We start from the raw sequence: 19,802 nt of genomic DNA, 5'->3' as shown, positions 1-19,802 counted from the left end.
TTTTCGCGAAATTATTATATCACAAAGGGATGACTTATTTATTTTTTACAAATTCTGTTTATTCAACAACCTATTAAATATTATAAAAGATATATATTTTCAAACATATATAGTTAAATATTTATAGGAAACATCAGGGGTTGGAGCCATTTCAATAATTTAGATACATTTTCTAGGGTAAATCATTCTCCTTATTAGATATCTTGTCTTGACCATTTGTTTATAAAGTTTATAGTTTCATTCCAACAATTTATATTTGCCTTTGCAAAACCATCTATATCGTCTGGATATTTATTTGAAGGATATATAGATTGATACGGTACAGTTAGCATATGTCCAGATTTTTCGTATGTGATATGTTTATATTCATGTTTAAAATGAGCTTTTCTAAGCAATTCCACGATTATTTCACAGTGAGTTTTAGAAGGCCAAATTTTATCTTTTAAAGATTCGAATTAATACTCTTTCATTTTTTAAGTCCACTTATTTTTACTGTTACAGGTTCATCAACTTTTGATGTTTCAGGCAAAATACTTATTGTACAATTATTTTCCACTACGCTCTCCCCCATATGTTTATTATATAATTACACAAAAGAGTAACATTCATATTATTCCTATGTATGTTACTCTTTCTTATATTCAAATAATTCTTCTGTTTTTTAACTTACATAAATAAATCTAAATATTTTTTTGTATTACCTACATGCACCTAATACAATCAGCTTTATCATTAAATAAATAATAAGTATCTTCTTCTAACATCTCTCCAGTTTCAATATATTTCTCTATGTTAATTTTAAACTTTTCTAAATGATATTCTTTAAATGAATATTGTTCTTTAAGTTTTTCTTTTATACTCTTTTCTTCCTCTTTCTCCATGCCACTTCTCAAAAATTCTGGAAGACCACGTTTCTTATTAAATATTAAGTAATTAAATCTAATAATCTCTTTTAAATATTTGTTACTTTCTTGTAATACACTTTCACTATAATCTAAAAATACTTTATAGTATTCAGCATTTCCTATGTTTTTGCTAAAATAACCTTTATCTTCAAAGAACATTCCTAGACTATAATAAAAATCAAATGGTAACTCAAATTTTCTCTCAAAATATCTAATTATATGATTAAACTTCTGAGAATTATAATATTTATCTACCATCTCTTCTACCTTTTTTAGTTTTAATAACTCTTCGTATGAGATCTTATCCGTTTTTAATATCTCATATGGCGGATATGGTGAGTATTCCATTCCATATTTGTCTGCATCTTCTCTCATAGAAGATCCCTTTAATAACTTTAAAAAACCAAGTTGTATTTCCTCTGGTTTTATTTCATACATATCATTAAAAGACTTTTTGAAAGATTCATAATCTTCTCCTGGAAGTCCTGCTATTAGATCTAAATGCTGATCTATATTTCTTAATGCTTCAATTTCTAAGACTTTTTCTTTTATATCACTGAAATTAACAAATCTATTTATATTTCTTAAAACTTCGTCATTAGTGGTTTGAACACCAACTTCAAATCTAAATCTTCCTTTTGGAGCTTTTGATAAAAGTTCTATTTCCTGTGGCTTTAATATGTCTGCTGATATCTCAAAATGAAATTGAGTATTCGTATCTTGATTTATTAAGAAATCCCATATTGCCATAGCAAATTTAGAATTACAGTTAAATGTACGGTCAACAAATTTAACTAATCTAACTTCCTTATTTATAAAATACATTAAATCCTTTAATACTCTATCAATATCTAAAAATCTAACTCCATGACTTGTAGATGAAAGACAGTATTTACAGTTAAAAGGACACCCTCGTGAAGCCTCATAATATACAATTTTATTAGTCAAATCTTCATTTTCTTCATATGGAAAAACTATTTCATCCATTGACATAAGTGGACGCTTTTCATTGGAATAAACTATATCATTAACTTTATAATGAAGCCCTCTGACATCTTCCAGTTTAATTTTACCTAATTTATATAGAATAAAATCTCTATAAGTTTTTTCTCCTTCCCCTTCAATAACATATTCTCCTACATTATTTTTCAAGAAACTTCTTGAGTCAAATGAAACTTCTGGTCCACCATATAAGATTTCTATATTAGAATCCACTCTCTTTATCAAATTAGCCACTCTTGAGACAAGTTCAACATTCCAAATATATGTTGAAAATGCTACAATATCTGGTTTTTCTTTAATTATTTCTTCAAGTATTCTACCTTCCCTATCGTTTATAGTGAATTCTTTTATTTTACTTTCATAATCCATATCTCTTGTAAAACTTTTTAAGTATCTAACTGCTAAATTACTATGAATGAATTTAGAGTCAACTGCTGTGATTAATACCTTCATAATTAATTTTCTCCTCTACTTCAGCTTTAGTCTTCAGTTTCTTTCCTTTTATGAAGAAAACATCTTCCCATGCTTTAGTTTCTTCTATTTCAAAATATTTTTCAAGAATTTTTTTTATTTCTTCAATATTAGAACTTAAAAGTACATTTAAATTCTTAAACGTAAACTCCTTAACCTTTTCATTTTGTAATATTACTTTTATCTTATTATTAAATATTTTCCCCCTTTCTTTGTTAATATCCCAAATAAATATTTCACCAGATTCTTTTATATATGAACTTATTTCTCTTATTAATCTTTCCTTCTCCAAACTAGTCCATATTTTATTTAACTCAAAGAAAAATGTACATGCATCGTATTTTCTATCTTTTAGATCTACTTTGCTGTCGCTAGATACATAATCTAATGATATCTCATCCTTTGCCTCTTTTGATATATTATATATTATACCAAGATTTTTTTCTCCTACATCCAATATGTCTCCTTGAAATATAACATCCTCTAAATTAATTACTAATGTTTTTCCCATAACATCTCCTCCATTATCACTAATACCTTTTATTATATTTTAGCATTTATTCCATAAATTTGAATATAAATTATTTTTGTTTATTAGATTACTTAAATAATAAAACTGTCTTAAGTTGATAAAACATCACTTAAGACAGCTCAAACTCTTTTTTATTATTTTTTATATGAATGCTTAGAATAAAATTTAAATATTATTAAGCAGGTTAATATAAACAGAAATACAAATATGAATATCCAAATTGGTTTTGGAAGATTAAATTTTAATCCAAAATTATTAGATTGCAATTTATATATACAGCCCATTCCACTATCTAATATATAAATATCTCCATCTGAATATTTAATTCCCTGTATTTTACTCTTATCTTTTAACTTTAATAAGTCATATACAACACTTTCTGAATTTATTCCAGCTATAAGGTTCTCTTTACTATTAAAATATACATTCGAATTCTTTTCTAATATTTTTCCATCTTTATCTATGGCTAAGTATCTTATAGCACTGACTTCTGAATATTGATATATAGGTGCTTGAACTATTTTATTAGGAGGATTAGCAATAAGAGGTGATACTAATTTTTCCCCTTTAAACCTTGGTGAACTTATAGGATCTCCACCACTAAAATCAGGCCAACCATACCATTTTCCTTTATCTAGTTTATACAAATAATCAAAATCTCTATTAATAGGCCTATCCCCTATATTCTCCATTCCACCAACAATTCCAATTAGATTTCCTTCACTATCTAGATCCCATCCCTTTACATTTCTTATTCCTGAAGCATATAATGATGTCTTATCATTATCTAGATTCACTTCAATTATACAAGAGTTTGCTATACTCTGGGCTTTTATTTTTTGCCCTCCTTCACTGGAATTTCCATATGGCATGAAAGCTCCTGTTTTCTTTTCACCATAATTGAATCCATTTAATGTTACATCTATAGAGCTTTTATCATAAGGTATTTTGTTCTGCGAATACTCGCTATCATTAGATGCTATTCCTGAATTCGTAGCACTTCCTATCGCTAAAAGTAATTTTGAATCCTTTATAATTAAATTCCTATCCAAATATTTCCCTTCACTAGGTATATTCCCTAAAATGCTTTTTAAACTTTTTGATGCTAAATCATATTCATATAAATCTGTTTTAGAAATAAAATACAATTTGTTATTATAATAAAGCAAGTTTTCTATTTCTAAGGATTTATCCTCCAATAAAGTTTCTTCCCTACCATCTATTTTAATAACTTTAATATAATTATTGTAAGCTATATAGGTATTTTGGTTTTCATCTTTCTCAAAAGCTACAGAATCTTTACAATTTTTATAAACAACACTCCAGCTAACATTATTTTTTAATGTATTCATACTATATTCATTAGATAATTTAAATACAGCAAAAGCTAGTACAACTATTATAATTGATATAATCAAAAACTTTAGAAATCTTTTCACTACACTTCCCTCCTTTACCTCTATAATTAAATTCTAAAAATACTTCTTATGTACAAATCATAATATCCATATTAAATTTATATTGTAAATTTAATAAAATAAGACCTCTCTTTAAAAATCTTATTTGTTTTACATATTAAAATAAGAGCAATAACTCACATAAAATATATGGATTATTACTCCTACTAATTTTTATATTCTTTTTAACTATGTAAAGATGTTTATATATGTTAATCAATATTCCATAAATTAAAGATTTTCAGCTAATTCTCCTAATTTCTTAGCTGTTGAGTTTAACTCTGCTATAGATGCTGCTATTTCTTCCAATGCAGCTGATTGGCCTTGTGAGACATCATTAGATTTAATTAAACCATCATTTATGCTATTTATTGATGTTGATATATGTTTTATAACTGAATCTATCTGTTTTATTGACTCATTTGAAGAATTTGATAGTTTTCTAATTTCTTGGGCAACAACGTTAAATCCCCTACCTGCATCACCAGCTCTAGCTGCCTCAATTGCAGCATTTAATCCTAATAAATTTGTCTGTGATGAAACCCCTTGAATAAATGTTACTATATTATCTGTATCTTTTGTTCTTTCATTAGTTTCTTTAGTTTCTAATAATAGTTCCTCATTCATTGTAGCCAGCTCTTGTACACCTTTTGCAACTTCGTTTATGCCTATCGATATTTGTGAAAGAGTTTCCGTTAAATTCCTCGTGATATCTGTAACAGCATTTTTCTTAGATAGACTTTTGGCAACTACAAAAACTCCAACAACCTTACCTTCTTCTTTTATAGGAATTGCAAATGATTTTACCTCAACACCATATACATGTTTTGGAACAAATTTAACTGTATTTCTACCTGTCCTTATTACCTCAACTATAGCACCACCATCAAGTATTAGATCTCCTGCTTTTACATTAGACACTAATTCTTGGCCATATTTCGTATATAAATATTTCTCAGTGTCAGTTAATACTATAGCTATATCTTCATCAAAAAGACTTTCTATAGATGGTACTGCATTATAGAAAAAATTTATCATATCGTTATCTGAAATTTTGTTCATTATATTTCCCCCATTTAATACAATTGTTTTTTTATAGATTTGGTCTAGATAATTATATCTTCTTAACATTTCCTTGTAAATATTTGTCTCATTTTATTTTATTTTGTTTTACATATTAAAATAGGAGTAATAACTCACATAAAATATATGTATTATTACTCCTACTAATTTCTATATTCTTTTTAACTATGTAAACACATTTATATATATTAATAAATATTCCATAAATCAAAGATTTTCAGCTAATTCTCCTAATTTCTTAGCTGTTGAGTTTAACTCTACTATAGATGCTGCTATTTCTTCTAATGCAGCTGATTGACTTTGTGAGACATCATTAGATTTAATTAAACCATAATTTATGCTATTTATTGATGTTGATATATGTTTTATAACTGAATCTATCTGTTTTATTGACTCATTTGAAGAATTAGATAGTTTTCTAATTTCTTGTGCAACAACATTAAATCCTCTTCCTGCATCACCAGCTCTAGCCGCTTCAATTGCAGCATTTAACCCTAATAAATTTGTCTGTGATGAAATTCCTTGAATAAATGTTACTATATTATCTGTATCTTTTGTCTTTTCATTAGTTTCTTTAGTTTCCAATAATAATTCTTCATTCATTGTCGCTAACTCTTGTACATCTTTTGCAACTTCGTTTATAGTTATTGATATTTGTGATAAAGTTTCCGTTAAATTTTTAGTTATACTCATCACAGCATTTTTTCTTTCTAAACTTTTTCCTATGACAAAAACACCTACAACTTTACCCTCTTCTTTAATTGGAATTGCAAATGATTTAAAAGCAGTTCCATATACATGCTCTGGTACAACTTTTATCATATTATTCCCAGTTCTCAACACTTCAATTATAGCTCCTCCTTCTGGAATTATATCTCCCTTGTTTGTGTTTAATTCCAATTTAGGGCTGTACTTTGTATATAAATATTGTTTAGTATCAGTTAATGCCATAGATACATCTTCATCAAAAAGGACTTCTATAGATGGTAATGCATTATAGAAAAAATTTATCATATCGTTATCTGAAATTTTGTTCATTATGTTTCCCCCATTTAGTACAATTGTTTTTTATAACTTAGCCACAGATAATTATATCTTTTTAGTACTTTTTTGTAAATATTTGTTTTATTTCATATCATATTACCTTTATACCTAAAATTTTCAAATTCATATTTAGTTATCATTTTGAATATTATTTAAAGTAATTTAAAGGAGTGAATGAACTTTGGGCAAAGATAATTTTTTAAAAAATTCTTTTTTATTAGTGTCCTCTAACGTGACTACGGGTATACTCGGTTTTATATTTTCCATCTATCTTTCTAAAGTCCTAGGAGCCGAAGGAATGGGGCTCTATAATTTGGTTATGCCTATTTACAATTTATTTATATGTCTTATGACTGCAGGTATAGTTGCTTCTATATCCAAAATAACTGCTGTCTATGCACAAAAAGGGGAACATAAAAATATAGAAAAAACGATTAGAGTTGTTTCATTATTTAATATATCTTGGGCACTCTTGGTAGGTATACTAGTATTTATATGCGCCCCACTAATTGGTAAATACGGTGTAAATGACGCTCGTACTATAAATGCAATAAAAGTTATCTGTCCAGCTATGGTATGTATAGCAATTTCAAATATACTTAAAGGATACTTTTACGGAACTTCTAAGATTACAGTGCCAGCTATAATTGATATTTTTGAAAAGGCCATGAGAATTCTAACTGTAAGCATGCTTATATTTTTTACTAAAGCTAATACTTTAGAAGGTATGGTAACCTTAGCTACAGTTGCATTATGCATTGGTGAATTTCAAAGCTTATTTTTCCTCTATATTTACTACAAATACTCAATTAGAAAAATGCCCATTTCTCACGAAAAGACTGAAAGCAGATTTCAGCTTCTCTTTGATGTGGTAATTATAGCAATTCCACTTTGTGCAAATGGTTTTTTAACTAATATTCTAGGAACTCTTGCAACACTAATTGTTCCTCGGCGTTTACTAGTAGCTGGTTTTACTTATACTGAAGCTTTAAGTATGATAGGTAAGTATACTGGGATGGCTCTTAGCATAATAACAATACCGTTAATTGTAGTCTCAACAATTAATACATTATTAATTCCAGATCTTTCTCAAAGTCTAGTTTTAGGAAAACAATATGAAGCCTCTGTTAGAATAAGAAAGGTCCTTAAAGTTGCTTTCTTGCTTGGTATAGCGACCACAATAATTTGTAATGTTATTCCCCATAGCCTTGGTGAGATGTTTTATGGGCGAAATGACTTAGGTTTATATATTAGATTTGCTTCACTTACTGCACCAATATTCTTTCCTGCAGTAACTATGTTTGGAATACTAAATGGACTTAATAGACAAGGGATAATTTTAAGAAACTCATTAATAGAAGCTGTAATTGAATTGATATGTTTATACATATTTACTGCTATTCATTCAATTAATATATTTGGTTATAGTTTAACTATGCTTGTAGCGTGTACGATTGGCTTTATTCTCAATATGTACGAGGTTAACAAACATATTGAACTTAATTTAAACAAGTTTAATATAGTAATATATATATTACTTGGATTTTTAACTTTCTTAATTATAAACATATTTTCAAAACATATGTTCACTAATTCTATGATCATAAATAACTTTATTATAATGGGTCTTGTTTTCTTAATTTTTACGTACCTTGGTACCTTTGGAGAAAGTGAATATTAATATATCTGAGTTATTTATATAGTTTAGCTTAATAAGATTTTGTTCTTACTTAAAGAAAATTGGGATTTAACTATAATTTTTGCTAGTGTACATTATATAATCCTATCAAGCCGTCTGGCCATATTAGATATTATAAATACACTGACTAAATGTTTATAGTTAAATCCCATTCTTTACTTTTGAAGTTTTTTTCTCAAAAATCTAGGTAAATAGTTAAATATTCTAGGTGATATGCTGTCAATATCATTCTTTTTTATTCCACCTATTAGCATCATTGAATATAAATAAACAAAACCGGCTATAGAAATAATTAAAATCGTTGTGATTGCTTTTAAGAACATATTTCCATTAGTTAATGTTAATATAACTGATGTTGGTGTCTTCAGAATAAATATTATACCTGCCATTATTGCAGAAGCAAAAAGAGGTTTAACTGCACTTCTAAAAAGAGGAATCTTAACTCTAAGTGCCTTTTTTAATGCTCTTTTATTTAAGATCATTGGTATTGCAAACCATAAAAAGTTTCCTGCTACTACTCCTAAAATATTAATTTCTGGTATCCCTACTAATATGTAATTTGCTATTATTTTAGCTACTATCCCTATACTAAATGTTCCAAGCACATAATAAAGCTTATTCATACTTTGAAGTATTATTGTTTGTATTTGCACAACGGCCATTAGAACTAAAACTACTGATCCCATTACCATTAATTCAAATCCTTGATCAGTTCCATAAAGCAATTCAAAAACCTCTTGCCCTAAGCAAGAAAGGCCTACAGCTGCTGGTATTGTTATTATTAATGTTATTCTAAAAGCAAAAGAAGTTTTTCTTCTTATTTCCTTCTTATCTTTTAATGCCATAGCTGCCGAAACAGCCGGTAATACGGTTGTCCCAAGGGCAGTAACTATTATCAATGGAACAGATAATAAGGTCTTATATCTCCCAAGAACCCCATAAAGCACGTGGGATTGCTGTAAATTAAATCCTGCAAATGCTAATCTACTATTTACGTTCACCATATCTACTAAGCTACCAAAATTCTGAAGCCCTGAACTTAATGTTATTGGTAAACCATATTTAATTAACTTTCTTATGATATGCTTAGTTCTTACTCTTTTAACATTTTGTTGAGCATACATAGAATCTTCTTCAAAATTCTTCTTTCCATAAACATATACCATATATAGACATGCAACGAAAGCACCTACGGAAGTACCTATAGTTCCCCCTGCACTACCATATTCAACACTTATATGTACTAGGAAATATGCACAAGCTAAACTAATTGCGATATTTATTACTTGTTCTAATACTTGTGATACCGCAATTGCAGTCATACTATTTCTTCCTTGAAAATATCCTCTATACGATGATAAAAGCGATGTAACAAATATACTTGGCGCAAGCATCAAAATTCCATAAGAAGCTGCTGGGTTTCCAATCATATTTCCAATAGGAAAAGCAAACAGCATTAAAAATATAGTTAATACCGCACCAACTAAAGATAAAAGAGTTCTTGATATTTTAAGAGCTCTTACAGCATCGTTTGGTTTTCCTAATGCTGTAAGCTCTGCAACTACCTTAGCAATAGCTGGTTGAGTCCCTAAGTTGGTAACTGCATATACAAATAAAAACACTTCATAACAATTCTGATATATTCCATATCCATCTAACCCAATTATTCTTTGAAGCAGTGGTATATAAAAAACTGATATAACTTTGGTTAAAAGCCCTGCTATTGAAAGAATTAAAAAGCCTCTGCTACTATTGGCTGATTGATCTTCCATAATTACCTCCTATCTAAGTGAGAACTTAAATACATCTTGCTTTATTTTTTTAAATATTGGAGGTAATGCCGATGCTATAGTCTTGTTTTTTAGATATTCTAACTTTCCATTAATTTTTCTAAAATTCAACTTATAAGCATATAAATACTGAAAATTTAGACCATATTTACTTTCAAAAAATGAATTTAATTTCTTATCTCCATATTTATTATCTCCAATTATAGGGTTTCCTAAATGTGCTAAATGTGCTCTAATTTGATGACTTCTTCCTGTAATTAAGTGTATTTCTAAAAGTGAATATGCACCATTGCTTTCCACTATACTTATTTCCATTGATATTTTTTTTGAGTTCTTAACCTCAGTGTCGTATATCTTAGATGTGTTAGTTTCAGGATTCTTTAATATGTACGCCTCATAAAGTCCAGCTCTTATTTTTCCTTTTGCTAAAGCGTAATAATATTTTCTTATTTCGTCTTCTCTAATGGCTTCATTTATGGCTTTTAAACCTTCGAAAGTCTTTCCGAACATGACCATTCCTGAAGTATTTCTATCTAATCTATTGCATGCTGCTGGTGTAAATGTTATTTCGTTTTCTGGAATATAATCACCCTTATCATTTAAATAAGAAAGAACATAATCTGTAAGAGTAGGTTCTTCACTATTATTGCTATCTGAATGAACCAATACATCTGGCCATTTTTCAATTACTACTACATTTTCATCTTCATATGCAATCTTGATTCTTTTAGGATCAACTTTAATAAACTTTTCTTTTTTATCTTCTTTGTTACTTTGTATGTATTTTATTTCTACTACATCGCCTTCTTGTAAGAAGTATTTCTCATTTTGTTTTGTCCCATTAACCCTTATATCTTTTTTTCTTAAAGCTTTAAAAATTGCGCTTAATGGCACATCTTTTAATAATTTTCTTAAAAATTTATCTAATCTCTGACCTGCCTCGTTTGGACCTATTTCTATTTTCAAATATAATCACTCCTAAATTTATTACCCTTAGCATTATCTAGTTTTTTAAACATATTGTCAATTTATTTTACATAAAATCGCAAAATAATACTATTACTTTGTTAAATAATTAAATGCTGCCAAAGCTTGAATAGAAACTCCAATTGGAAGACAATCCTCATCTATATTAAACAAATTACTATGTGCCGGCTCAGTAGTATTCTTTTCTTTATTTCCTGAACCTAAAAAATAAAATGCACTTGGTCTTTCATTTGCAAAATAAGCAAAACTTTCAACTCCCATTTTAGGCGCTTTTTGTTCTAAAACATTTTCTTTTCCTAAAATTTCATTTGCGCTATCACTTATTAAATCTACAAACTCATCATCATTATATAAGCAAGGATAACTTTCTTCTATTTTTACTTCTGCTTTAGCTCTTGACATAACTGCAATCCCATTTACAATTTCATTTAATCTTTTTATTGCAAATGCCCTATCTTCTTTTGTCATGGTTCTAATCATTCCACTTAGGGTAGCTTCTCCTGGGATAATATTCTGAGCAGTTCCTGCATGTAATGTACCAACAGTTATAACAATCGGATTAACTGGTGATATTTCTCTGCTTACTATTGTTTGAAGTGCTACTACAATGTGACTGGCAATAACAATAGGATCAACAGTAGTATGAGGTGATGCTCCATGACCACCTTGACCTGTTATCTTTATACTAAACGGATTTGAAGCTGCATTAACTACACCTTTTTTTATTTTTATAGTGCCACATTTTGTTTCCTCATCAACATGAAGTCCAATAACACAATCAACTCTTGGATTATCTAAAACCCCCTCGTTTATCATAGGCGTAGCTCCACCAGTAGTTTCTTCAGCAGGTTCAAATAATAACTTTACTGTACCGGAAAACTTATCTTTATTATTATTTAATAACTTTGCTGCTCCCATTAGTATTGTTGTATGAGCATCATGTCCGCAAGCGTGCATTCTTCCATCAATTTTTGATTTAAATTCGCAAGTTTTCATATCCTTAATAGGAAGCGCATCAATATCTCCTCTTAAGGCTATAGTTTTATTATTTCCTTCTTTTGTACCTTTTATAATTCCACATACGCCTGTTTTGGCTACTTGAATATAAGGAATATTATTAGATTCTAAAAAATCCTTGATTACTTTAGATGTCCTAACCTCTTCAAATCCAAGTTCTGGATGTTCATGTAAATCCCTTCTTATTTTTATAAGTTCATCTTTTATAAGATTAGCTTCTTTTTTAAAATCTATCATTTCTCTAATCCCTCCATATTTAATAATAATTAGATTTTTAAGCATATTTAAAGAAGACAATATGCCAATTGTACAAAATAAATTCGTATATGGACTTATTTTAATTTTGAATATGCCTAAATTTAAAATATTAGCTCTAAGAAATAATAAACTTTAATTATCACTCCAAAAAACTTCTATTATATCTCCATCTTTTATATTTGCTGTGTATGGTGCCTTTTCCCCGTTTAAATTCAAGTTAATTATTCCTTTTGGAACTGTTAAGTCAAAATCTATATATTCAAATATATCTACTATTAGATATTGAACTTTTCCTTTCAATGCTACATTTTCTCCATTGATATTAACTGTTATATTTCTAAACTCTTCTCTACCAATTGCTATTTCGATTTTATCTGAATTAATATTTTCACTCTCTTCATTGCAACTTTCTATATTTTCGCTTTCTATCACATCTACATAATCTTCCCTATCATTTACCTTAGCAGCCTCTTCATGTCCTATATGTGAATCCATTGCTTTAATTACAATGTGATCACCTTCTAAAATTTCATAATTATCTTCTAAGTATTCTCCACCTTTTAGTAATATTACCTCTTCTTTTAATATATACTTCTTAAATTCATTAACTTTACATGGTAGGAATACTCTTATTTCATCACCATTTTTTATTATATAATCTAACTCTTCTCTTTTCTCATTAACAAGCGTTACAGGTTCTATATTAATAATATTATCATCTAAATAAATAGAAACTGAATTTATGTTTCTTATATTTTCTGATAATTTAGGTGCTGCATCTTTTCCATTCTGTGCGTATTCTAGTATTATATTATCATTTGCTTTAACTTCTGTTTCAAGAGTTGCTTCCTCTCCATTTATTGTGATCTTTGCATTAGTTCCATATTCACCAAAAACAATTCTTTTACATCCATTATAGTTAAACCTGACGCTTTTACCATTTTTACTTATAAGTAGCGATGGATTTATTCCTGCCTGAAGCAATACATCCATTATAGTATGTTTATGGGAGTTAAATAAACTAATTGGATCATTATTTAAAATAACATCAATGAAATCATTACCCATACTACGTATTGCTGTTAAAGCTATTCCTAAAACAGTTACACCTGATGATCCCATATCATTATCTGAAACACACTCTATCACTGCCTGCCTATCTTTAATAGCTATTCTTTGAGGCGGTAATTTTAATTTATCAGCAATAGCCTCTAAAATTCCTGGTGTATGAGCTCCACCTCCTACTAAAAATACAGCACTTGGAGCCTTGCCCCCATTTAATTCTAAAATCTTTTTAGATATTTCTTCTCCAGTCTTAATAACAATAGAATCAATTAGTTTGTATACACTTTCTGATGATATTATATTTTCCATACCCAGAACATCAATATATTTTATTTCTTCTTCTTTTACTATAGATCTTTTTATATTTTCAGCAGTATTAAAGTCTACTAAATATTCTTGAACGATAGTTTCTGTAATCTCATCTCCAGCCATTGGAACCATTCCATATGCAGATATACTTTCTTTAGAACTTATGGCTATATCCGAAGTTCCAGCTCCTATATCTACAAGCGCGATATTAAGCAGTCTTAAGTTTTTAGGTATAGCAGCTTCCATAGCAGCTATCGGCTCTAAAGTCAAATTTACAACCTTTAAATTAACCCTATTCATTACTGCATAAAGTGAATCAATTACAGATCTAGGTAAAAAAGTTGCTATAACTTCTGCACCTATATTTTCTCCCTTATGCCCTAATAAATTAGATATTAAAAATCCATTTAAGTAGAAATTTCTAACTGAATATCCAACACAATATAGTTTTCCTTCAGTTGTAGAAGCTATCTGCTCCTCTGCCTTTTTTACAGCACTCAATTCAAGACTTCTTATGATTTCTTTATTAACTTCTTCATCATCATTAAGCTCAATATCTGCTCTTACATCAATAGTTCTTAAAAATCTACCTGCCGCCGCAATAGATACTTCATTTAGCTGTATTTCAAGTTCATCTTCGAGATAATTCTTAACTTTTTGAACAACAGACGCCACTAAATTAATATCGTGTATTTGCCCATCCACCATGGCTCTTTCTTCATGCTCTAAATATTTCTCGCATACAACTTGGAACTTCTTATCTTTTACTATTCCTACTGTACCTATAATTGATCTAGTTCCTATATCTAAGGCAAAAATTATATCCTTTTGATTAAATCTTTTTAATTCCATATAAACACAACCAACCTTTATTGTTTTATTTATATTTTTAACTCCTGCATAAATATACTATAAATTATATATTATAAGCCAATTACATACAATGACTTAAAATATTTGTTCACAATTTTGCATTACTTCAACTTATTTACTTATTAACTTCCCTCTGCTAAAATGGTAGAAGGTGTAATTGCCGTGATTTTAATACATAAAAATGATTAACTATAGAAATAAATGTATACAAAATTAAAATCATTAGTTTTTAAGAGGGGGATAACATGCAAAGTAGACCTAATATATCTTTATTAAAAAATAGCTACTTAGAGACCTATCATGCTATACAAGCATGTTTGATGCAACATAACTTTAGCCTTTTATTACCAAGAAATATAGAAAAACAAATTTTTGATATTGTATTTACAGCTCAAAATCAGAAGGTTCCAACAAAAAAATTAGAATGCAACAAAGATCTGGATAAGTTTTGTAATAAGTTAATTTATGAGTATAATTCTTCAGTGTCTGCTATTCAACAAGTACTTGAAGGCATATTTACTTTTTCAATACTAGTTTTTTTCTTTACTTTACTAGATGTTTTATTTGAAAAAGGAGTATTAATGAGCACCTTAATTACTTGTATTCTAATATCTATAGGGTATTTCATCTCAAATACTATTTTAAGACATAAGGAAACATCCAGTTCTAAGCTTCGCTCATTATTAATCTTTGGAATTGTGTTAATTCCATTTATGATTATGTCTTTTCTAAAGACTAAAATTCCTTCTTTAGCTGTCACCTTTCCATTTCTTGATAGTTTAGTATTAACATTAGTAACTGGTGTTATTAGCTTTCTTTCATACTCCATACTTTCAAAAAAGTATGATTTGTTTATATTTATAAGACGTAAATAATTTAATATTTTAGAATGTATATATACTACAATTTAATTCCTACATTATTATTTAAATTAAGCACTTGGATTATTAGAATTTTAAATGTAAGTTTATTATTGCAACATATATAAAAGCTAGAAAGTACTTAACTTTCTAGCTTTTGTGCTTTTATTATAATAAATACAAAGCTCCCATAAAGGAGCTAAGCAATGTTAAAAGAAAATAAATATTAAAAGGATGTTAATATTATATGAGAACATTAATCATTTAATTCGCAACATTTATTGTTCTAAATAAAGTGTTAATGAAAAGTCTAAAATCTCCCCCTTAAATAAATAAGGTGGGAGATTTTATCTGAAGAGATGTTTAAAATTATATGGGTATAATATATTATGCAGAAACTCATATAATAATACTAACTTTATCGACTTACTAAATCATTATTTAAGTATGATTTCTGCTTATACATAATTAGGATTAAATATGTTCACCTATACTAAATCCCTAATGACTTTTTAGTTAAAAATCCAATTTCTCTACTGAATTTCTGTAAACTAACTCTGCATTATCTCCCGCTTTCTTTCTTAGACCTCTTGCCTTGACTACTTTCACTAATCCATACATTACTACTGCAATTACAGCTATAGGTACCAATGTTCTAATTCCTATTCCATTTCCACTGGCAAATCCTAATTTTGAGCAAACAACATACATTGATACCATCAAGAATAATACTACTCCACAAGCTTCATAACGATATTTCCATGGCTTAATATCTACTACTTTATTGTCTTTTAACACATATTCCTTTTCTCTTGGTTTTATTTTACCAATAATTAGCATAATCATACATGTGATTACAAATAAGATTCCTAATTGATGAAGGAAATGCATTTCTGGTTTTATTATTAATTGAAGTGTTCCATAAGTTAATACAAAGAATACTATTGATATCTTTGCTGCTATAGCTGGAACCTTTTTAGTTACATAACCTATAAATACTATTGTGAATATAGGCACATTGAAGAAACCATTTACTGTTTGTAAGTATTGGAATAAGCCTTGTGGCGCATACATTATAAATGGTGCTATAGTCATTGAAATTATAGCTAATACAAGTCCAAATATCTTACCCTTTGATATTATTTCTTTATCAGATTTTCCTCTTCCAAATACAGGACTATATACATTTAATGCAAATAAGGTAGATGCACTATTTAATACTCCATTAAATACACTTAATACTGATCCAAACATAGCTGCTGCAAAGAAACCAATTAAAGGTTTTGGCAATACATCGTTTACTAGTCTTGAATATAATAAGTCTGGATTTTCAACACCTGCTCCATATATATGAAAAGCTACTATTCCTGGAACTATAACTATTAATGGTGTTAATACTTTTAAAAGTCCCGCAAAAATTATTCCCTTTTGCCCTTCTGCTAAATTTTTAGCTGCTAATGCTCTTTGAATGATTGCTTGATCAGTTCCCCAATAATAAAGGTTAACTAAAAGCATACCTGTAAATAAAGTTCCAAAAGGTATAGGATCTTGTGATGTTCCTATTGCATTGAATTTATCTGAATGATTAACCAATATATTTGATAGTCCTGTAGAAAAGCTGCCATGACCAAAATATATTATTCCGAATACAGGTACCATTAATCCGCCAATAGCTAGTCCTATACCATTTAATGTATCGGATACAGCAACTGCTTTTAATCCCCCAAGTATAGCGTAAACAAATCCTATTATACCGATAACCCAAACCATAATCCAAATACTAGCTGTATAGCTTATTCCAAAAGTTTCTTGAACATTAAATATTTGAGCTAATGCAATAGCTCCTGAATAAAGAGTTATTGGAAGCAAATTAGAAACATAACCTAATAGAAATAATATTGAAACTATCTTTTTAACACCTGAATCAAAACGTTCTTCAAGAAAATCAGGCACAGTTGTAACCCCTTGTTTTAAATATCTTGGAAGTAAAAATAAAGCTACAATTACAAGAGTAATACCAGAACCTACTTCCCAACCCATAACACTCATATTACTTGAGTAAGCTTGAGCACTCATCCCTACAAAATTAGATGCACTTAGATTTGTAAGTAGTAAAGATGCCCCTATCACACCACCTGTTAAACTACGTCCACCTAAGAAATAAGAATCCTTTGAATTATTTTTTTGCCCCTTTAGCTTACGATAAGTAATTGTTGCTACTAGTGCGATACAAAATAAAAATGAGATAACGGTTAACATGCTTTTTCCTCCTTTAAAATCACGAACGTTTACATCCTCTACAGAATTCCACCATTACTTTTAATAAGTGCCCTAAATATAAACTGTTCATATTTCCGTAAACTACAGTATGTTATTGTTTTCTGTAATCGTTAATCACATTATATTGAAATCGTTCCATTATAAAAATCTTAAATATTAACTTTTCTTATAAAATATTAACTTAATTAAAAATAAATTTTATATATCCCTCTTTCATAGTTGGTTTTAAAAAATAATAAACATTTCTTTACTCCGATTTCCATACAGCACTCAATTAAAAATATTCATCATTTTTAATTTAAGATATATTCTACACCACATCTCTAATTTATAATTAGCCAGTACATAAATTTAAATCCACTATTAAGTACATACCTTCACTAGAATTCCTATACTCTTAGTGCTATAATTTCCTATGGTGATGATCAATGAAGGTAAAAAAAATCACAAAGATAAGAAATCGAATAACTATATATTTTTCAATTATAATACTTGGATTAACTTTAGCTGTTACGTCCTCTATAAGTTCTATTTTTTCTAAAGAAATAATTAAACAATATAATAACGTTGCTACTGAGAAAATAACTGTAATTTCTAAAATCCTTAATGAAAATTTAGATTCTATAAGACATGATTCTTATATGATTGAAAATGATAAAAATATTTATGATTATATGTCTAAAGTTAATAGAAATAACTCTGCAACTCCAGAAACTAATGCAGAATTTTTTAATACTCTTTCAGAATATTGTAAATGGAGTAACTATATAATTTCTATAATTCCTTTAACAACAGATAAAAAAATAATGGATCCTCTTTATTCACAATATCCTTATAGTGAATTAATTTATGGAAATAAAGAATTGGACAACTTTATTGAAAGTGGATATTCAAATAAATTTTCTTCTCCTAATACTTTTCCATTCAATTATGAGAATGCCGACTATGAAAAAAGAACAACTATAACTTATTTTTCTAGGTATTTGGATAAAGAAAACTACTCCCTTATCGGCTACCTTATGATCAATATAAAGAAAAAGAATTTATTTATGAACATAGATGATTACTGCCATGGAGTCTTTGATAGCACTTTTATTGTTGATAAAAATGGTAATCTGATTTATAAAATAGGAAATATTGATTATGACAATATAATGCTTGAAAAAGTTAATAATGATACTGTAAATGTTAATAACGTAAAGTATATGGAATTTAATAGTGTTATAGAAGCATATCCAGAATGGAGAGTCATTGGATTAATATCTTTGGACTCTTTAACCAGAAACCTTGATTCTATTCTATGGTTAATTTATTGTATTGGTATTTTTAGTATTGCAGTTGTACTTTTTATCAGCCACTTTACTTCAAAGAAAATTACAGATCCTATATATGATATTACAAAAGCAATGAATAAGTTTGAAAATGGAGAATGGCCAGACAAACTAGAAGCCAAAACCGAAGACGAACTTAAGTATCTTATAATTAGTTTTAATAAAATGATTTACAATATAAAAAATCTAATTGAACAAATCTATAAGGAAGAAGAGGAAAACAAAAAGCTTGAAGTTGAATCCATGAAAACCCAACTGGATTTACTGCAATCACAAATAAATCCTCATTTTATACATAATACACTAAATACAATAAACTATTTGGCTATAAAAAATAATCAAAATGAAATAAGAGAACTTATTCAATCATTTAATGGTCTGCTAAGACAAAGCATATCAACAAGTAAAAAGCTTATAACGTTAAAAGATGAACTTACATGCACTCAAAATTATCTGAAGATACAGAAGTATAGATATGGAGATATAGTTAAACTAGTATGTAATATTCCTGAAGAATTGAATAACTGTTTAGTGCCCAAACTTATTCTTCAGCCACTTATTGAAAATTCTCTTTATCATGGAATAGTACCTAAAGGTTGTGCTGGGACTATAAAAATAGATATATTGCCACAAAAAGATTTTATAAAAATAAAAGTTATCGATGATGGCGTAGGAATTAGTAAGAGAAAATCAACTCACAAAGGCTTTAATGGTATAAGCCTAGATAACATAAGCGAAAGACTCAGACTATATTTTGGAAGCGAATATGACTTAAAAGTATATAGCAAAACTGGAATTGGAACTTGTATAGAATTCAATATTCCATACATTTACTAGAG

The 19,802-nt window shown here is 28.3% G+C and carries 13 protein-coding genes and 1 pseudogene; 3 read left to right on the top strand and 11 right to left on the bottom strand.

Annotation, left to right across the window (positions count from 1 at the left end):
* Positions 1-194 precede the first annotated feature (194 nt).
* The 6 genes and pseudogenes from L1S46_RS04035 to L1S46_RS04010 all read right to left on the bottom strand — a co-directional run.
* Positions 195-437, bottom strand: a pseudogene (locus L1S46_RS04035) (acyl-CoA thioester hydrolase/BAAT C-terminal domain-containing protein); the annotation flags it as partial.
* Positions 438-701: 264 nt separating this feature from the next.
* Positions 702-2,360 carry a B12-binding domain-containing radical SAM protein gene (locus L1S46_RS04030; RefSeq protein ID WP_238858543.1) on the bottom strand — a complete coding sequence of 553 codons (1,659 nt, stop codon included), beginning with the start codon at positions 2,358-2,360 and terminating at the stop codon, positions 702-704.
* The gene (locus tag L1S46_RS04025; protein WP_238858544.1) at positions 2,335-2,889 is read right to left on the bottom strand and encodes a hypothetical protein; all 555 of its coding nucleotides are present in this window, start codon (positions 2,887-2,889) and stop codon (positions 2,335-2,337) included. The genes L1S46_RS04030 and L1S46_RS04025 overlap by 26 nt, the downstream gene beginning before the upstream one ends.
* Positions 2,890-3,044: 155 nt before the next feature.
* Positions 3,045-4,349 carry a hypothetical protein gene (locus L1S46_RS04020; protein WP_238899270.1) on the bottom strand — a complete coding sequence of 435 codons (1,305 nt, stop codon included), beginning with the start codon at positions 4,347-4,349 and terminating at the stop codon, positions 3,045-3,047.
* Between the two features lie 249 nt (positions 4,350-4,598).
* Positions 4,599-5,429: a methyl-accepting chemotaxis protein gene (locus tag L1S46_RS04015; protein WP_238899269.1), complete on the bottom strand. Its 831-nt coding sequence runs from the start codon at positions 5,427-5,429 to the stop codon at positions 4,599-4,601.
* Between the two features lie 228 nt (positions 5,430-5,657).
* Positions 5,658-6,488 carry a methyl-accepting chemotaxis protein gene (locus L1S46_RS04010; RefSeq protein ID WP_238899268.1) on the bottom strand — a complete coding sequence of 277 codons (831 nt, stop codon included), beginning with the start codon at positions 6,486-6,488 and terminating at the stop codon, positions 5,658-5,660.
* A gap of 187 nt (positions 6,489-6,675) precedes the next feature.
* On the opposite strand from L1S46_RS04010, the gene spoVB reads away from it, so the two are divergent.
* A complete protein-coding gene (gene spoVB / locus L1S46_RS04005; RefSeq protein ID WP_238899267.1) occupies positions 6,676-8,175 on the top strand; it encodes a stage V sporulation protein B in 1,500 nt (499 codons plus the stop codon).
* A 173-nt stretch (positions 8,176-8,348) separates the two neighbouring features.
* Here spoVB and L1S46_RS04000 read toward each other — a convergent pair whose 3' ends face one another.
* The 4 genes from L1S46_RS04000 to L1S46_RS03985 all read right to left on the bottom strand — a co-directional run bounded on the left by L1S46_RS04000 (position 8,349) and on the right by L1S46_RS03985 (position 14,471).
* Positions 8,349-9,965 (bottom strand): polysaccharide biosynthesis protein, encoded by a 1,617-nt coding sequence (locus L1S46_RS04000; RefSeq protein WP_238899266.1) that lies wholly within the window; start codon positions 9,963-9,965, stop codon positions 8,349-8,351.
* A gap of 9 nt (positions 9,966-9,974) precedes the next feature.
* The gene (locus L1S46_RS03995; RefSeq protein ID WP_011968720.1) at positions 9,975-10,949 is read right to left on the bottom strand and encodes an RluA family pseudouridine synthase; all 975 of its coding nucleotides are present in this window, start codon (positions 10,947-10,949) and stop codon (positions 9,975-9,977) included.
* A gap of 93 nt (positions 10,950-11,042) precedes the next feature.
* Complete coding sequence (locus tag L1S46_RS03990; RefSeq protein WP_023974238.1) at positions 11,043-12,224, bottom strand: M20 family metallopeptidase; 1,182 nt, start codon at positions 12,222-12,224, stop codon at positions 11,043-11,045.
* Positions 12,225-12,377: 153 nt separating this feature from the next.
* Positions 12,378-14,471 carry a cell division protein FtsA gene (locus tag L1S46_RS03985; RefSeq protein WP_238899265.1) on the bottom strand — a complete coding sequence of 698 codons (2,094 nt, stop codon included), beginning with the start codon at positions 14,469-14,471 and terminating at the stop codon, positions 12,378-12,380.
* 266 nt (positions 14,472-14,737) lie between these two features.
* On the opposite strand from L1S46_RS03985, the gene L1S46_RS03980 reads away from it, so the two are divergent.
* Positions 14,738-15,367 (top strand): hypothetical protein, encoded by a 630-nt coding sequence (locus L1S46_RS03980; protein WP_238858551.1) that lies wholly within the window; start codon positions 14,738-14,740, stop codon positions 15,365-15,367.
* Positions 15,368-15,868: 501 nt separating this feature from the next.
* Here L1S46_RS03980 and L1S46_RS03975 read toward each other — a convergent pair.
* Complete coding sequence (locus L1S46_RS03975; protein WP_238899264.1) at positions 15,869-17,611, bottom strand: solute:sodium symporter family transporter; 1,743 nt, start codon at positions 17,609-17,611, stop codon at positions 15,869-15,871.
* Between the two features lie 449 nt (positions 17,612-18,060).
* Here L1S46_RS03975 and L1S46_RS03970 point away from each other — a divergent pair, with 449 nt between their 5' ends.
* Positions 18,061-19,800, top strand: a complete 1,740-nt coding sequence (locus L1S46_RS03970) for a sensor histidine kinase (protein WP_238899263.1) — start codon at positions 18,061-18,063, stop codon at positions 19,798-19,800.
* Positions 19,801-19,802: the final 2 nt, after the last annotated feature.

Source organism: Clostridium sp. YIM B02500 (assembly GCF_022324665.1).
In the GTDB taxonomy this organism is placed as follows: Bacteria; Bacillota; Clostridia; order Clostridiales; family Clostridiaceae; genus Clostridium; species Clostridium beijerinckii.
The sequence above is the reverse complement of the archived record's forward strand: the minus strand, read 5'-3'. Positions and strand labels throughout refer to the sequence as shown.

Bases quoted from the DNA above. Each gene is read 5' to 3' on its own strand.
- L1S46_RS04030 (WP_238858543.1), bottom strand. From the start codon at position 2,360: ATGAAGGTATTAATCACAGCAGTTGACTCTAAATTCATTCATAGTAAT.
- L1S46_RS04025 (WP_238858544.1), bottom strand. From the start codon at position 2,889: ATGGGAAAAACATTAGTAATTAATTTAGAGGATGTTATATTTCAAGGA.
- L1S46_RS04015 (WP_238899269.1), bottom strand. From the start codon at position 5,429: ATGAACAAAATTTCAGATAACGATATGATAAATTTTTTCTATAATGCA.
- L1S46_RS04010 (WP_238899268.1), bottom strand. From the start codon at position 6,488: ATGAACAAAATTTCAGATAACGATATGATAAATTTTTTCTATAATGCA.
- L1S46_RS04000 (WP_238899266.1), bottom strand. From the start codon at position 9,965: ATGGAAGATCAATCAGCCAATAGTAGCAGAGGCTTTTTAATTCTTTCA.
- L1S46_RS03990 (WP_023974238.1), bottom strand. From the start codon at position 12,224: ATGATAGATTTTAAAAAAGAAGCTAATCTTATAAAAGATGAACTTATA.
- L1S46_RS03985 (WP_238899265.1), bottom strand. From the start codon at position 14,471: ATGGAATTAAAAAGATTTAATCAAAAGGATATAATTTTTGCCTTAGAT.
- L1S46_RS03980 (WP_238858551.1), top strand. From the start codon at position 14,738: ATGCAAAGTAGACCTAATATATCTTTATTAAAAAATAGCTACTTAGAG.
- L1S46_RS03975 (WP_238899264.1), bottom strand. From the start codon at position 17,611: ATGTTAACCGTTATCTCATTTTTATTTTGTATCGCACTAGTAGCAACA.
- L1S46_RS03970 (WP_238899263.1), top strand. From the start codon at position 18,061: ATGAAGGTAAAAAAAATCACAAAGATAAGAAATCGAATAACTATATAT.